We start from the raw sequence: 2,796 nt of genomic DNA, 5'->3' as shown, positions 1-2,796 counted from the left end.
TGCGGACCGAGCCTTCCGGCGCGATTTCCACAGCCGCCCTGCTGACCGGGAAGATCTCGCTGGACGGAGAAGGGGACATCGTCATCGTCCTGAGCGGAAGAAACGTGGATGAATCACGCTTCCGGGAATGGATCACAATTTCCTGACGACGCGTGACTTCGATTACAGAATGGATCAGAACGAGAATCTCCGAAATGCGGCGCGCTCCCGCCTCTGCGGATCAGGATGTCTGGGAAAAATAGAGAGTTTGTGCGCCCATTTCTGCATGCCATTTTCCTCGCCCCTTGCATGAAAGCCATAAATGTGGCGGGTTATGCTGAATCTGCGAAAGATTCGGGCTTCGTTCGCCGATCTAAGTAGGGAACGCCACGGTTGCTTCGTGGGGAATTTGTCGTGCAAGGATGTTGCAATGAAAGCGAAATCGGGCTGGCACATGCATCTGGTAGCAGGCTTGCTGATCTCGGCCAATTCGATCGGATGTCTTCAGACAACGATTGGAGGCCAAACCTTGCCATCGGCCTACTATCTGGATGATGATGTTCAGTATTTCCCCAAAGGGCCTGAGCAGAAACTGTCCCGGCAGATTCGCGCCCTGGAAAAGTATAAAGCCGACCGTGAGGCATCCATGCAGGGCCTCAACGAAAACGCGGGCTACTGATCGCAGTGCCCGGACGCCCGTCGGATGAATCGAACACCATGCTGAGGTTGCTTGTACGTCTACGACGAGCAGACTCGCATCACGCGACTCGTACATCGTCGGACAATCCGTGATCGAACAGATCGCGATCCGGCGATGTCGGGGGGGACGAGCCCTTCGCAGTCAGCGATTTCAGACACGATTTCATCGAGTCTGAGTTCGTCGGCTCGCGAAGGGTTTTTTGCTGCGCGATGACTGGGATGCAACCCCAACCAGAGGGGCACCAACAAAGCAATACCCGCGAAGCAGCATTCATCCAGGCTCGATCAGGCCCGCCGCGGTGTCAGACTCGGATTGCTCACCAGACGGCAAAGTCTTTCAAGAACATGCCGCTGAAACACGCGCGAATCGCCACCGCGCAAGCCATCCCTCCTCAGCGTGCCGACGCTTCCACCGACGGGACAGGTCCACAGGATCGCGGGTCGATTCAGACGAAGCTCACCTAAACGACGATCCCCATTCTCTCCTGCTAAAACAGCTCAAGGATTGGCTTTGTACCGAAGTCGGCCAGAGGAAACGGCCGACCTGCGGGACCAGGAAGATGCTCTTCCACATTGAATCCCAAACTGTGATAGATCGTCGCGACAACATCGGGAGGGGTCACGGGTCGTTCCGCGGGATAACCGCCAATCGGGTCACTCCGTCCGACAACGCGGCCCCCCTGAACTCCTCCTCCTGCAAAGTACACGGTCCAGCATTGTGACCAGTGGTCTCTCCCCCCCGCAGGATTCACGCGTGGCGTTCTGCCAAATTCGGCGAGGTTGCAGACGAGGGTTTCGTCGAGCATCCCTCGTTCGACCAGGTCTTCAATCAATGCGGTGTAGGCCTGATCGTACATGGGCGCCACGATGTTCTTCATCCCTTCGATGGAGGTGAAAGGGAGTGTCCCATGGATGTCCCAGGTATCTTCGTTGAACACCGTCAGGAAGGTGTTAATTGTGACGAACCGAACCCCCGCCTCGACCAGGCGACGCGCGAGAAGACAGCACTGGCCAAATCGATTCATTCCATATCGTTCGCGAACGGCGGGCGACTCCTTGTTCAGGTCGAACGCCTCGCGAGCCTGTGGACTGGAAATCAGACGAAAGGCCGACTGAAAACTGCTGTCAATCAGTTGGGCATTCTCGCTTTGCTCGAATCCTGAGAGCGACTGCTCGACGACGTTCCGCAAGCGCTGACGACGCTGAAGGCGAACTTCGCCAAGCTGCGCAGGAGGCAATAGATCCGGGACTGCAAAGTCGGGCCTGGAGGGATCCGCATTGAGGGCAAAGGGATCATACGCCTTGCCGAGGAACCCGCCCGCTTGTCCGTTGGGCAGGTTTCCACCCCCTGATCCCATCAGTTCGGGAAGGACCACGAAGGGAGGAAGATCCGTCTTGCGCCCCATCAGATAAGATGTCACGCTGCCGGCATGCGGCGTGTTGACCCCTCCGGTGAAGAAACGCCCGGTCTGCATCATCTGCCAGCCCGCATCATGCACTGCGGGAGCACCATGATTACAACTGCGAACAAACGAGATCTTATCGGCAATGGCGGCATGTCGGGGGAAGATCTCACTGATCTGGATCGCGGGTGACTTCGTCGAGATGGCCTTGAAGGGCCCCCGAATTTCTGCGGGGGCATCCGGTTTGGGATCGAACGTGTCGAGCTGACTCGGCGCACCCAGATTGAAAATCATGATGCATGATCGCTGATCCTTGCCGGGCCGCTTCGTTGAAGACTCAGCGGCACGCGCTTCCATCGCCGCGGCGTCAGCCATCGAAAGTCCGATCGCGCCTAGCGAGCCGACCTGCATGAAGTCGCGCCGCGAAACGCCGTCGCACGTGTGTGCCACTCCAGAACCCGAAAGATGCATCATGGGGGAAGCTCCACCAGCAAGCGTTTGTCATCACTCAAACCACGATCAATGCATGGGCACCTGGTACTGTAACATACTCTGACTGATTACGAGCGACTCGTTCAGAAAGCCAGCGCTGACGACGTCAGGACTAGAGCCGGTCCTTCCCTGAGAGACCAATAGAAAAACCGACGGAGCACGAGTGCCACGTCGGTTTGATGTTTTGGTGTTTTGAGCCCTCGCCCTGAGCGAGTCCTCTGCG

General features: G+C 57.4%; 2 protein-coding genes. One reads left to right on the top strand and one right to left on the bottom strand.

The genetic code is table 11. The features are described 5' to 3' along the window. Positions 1 to 409 precede the first annotated feature (409 nt). Positions 410 to 658 (top strand): hypothetical protein, encoded by a 249-nt coding sequence (locus VGE80_RS21345; RefSeq protein WP_373650995.1) that lies wholly within the window; start codon positions 410 to 412, stop codon positions 656 to 658. 508 nt (positions 659 to 1,166) lie between these two features. Here VGE80_RS21345 and VGE80_RS21340 read toward each other — a convergent pair. After that, complete coding sequence (locus tag VGE80_RS21340; RefSeq protein WP_440594045.1) at positions 1,167 to 2,555, bottom strand: DUF1501 domain-containing protein; 1,389 nt, start codon at positions 2,553 to 2,555, stop codon at positions 1,167 to 1,169. Positions 2,556 to 2,796: the final 241 nt, after the last annotated feature.

Origin of the sequence: Schlesneria sp. (assembly GCF_036405755.1) — a bacterium.
Classification (GTDB): domain Bacteria; phylum Planctomycetota; class Planctomycetia; order Planctomycetales; family Planctomycetaceae; genus Schlesneria; species Schlesneria sphaerica.
This window is presented reverse-complemented; position numbering and strand designations above follow the sequence as displayed.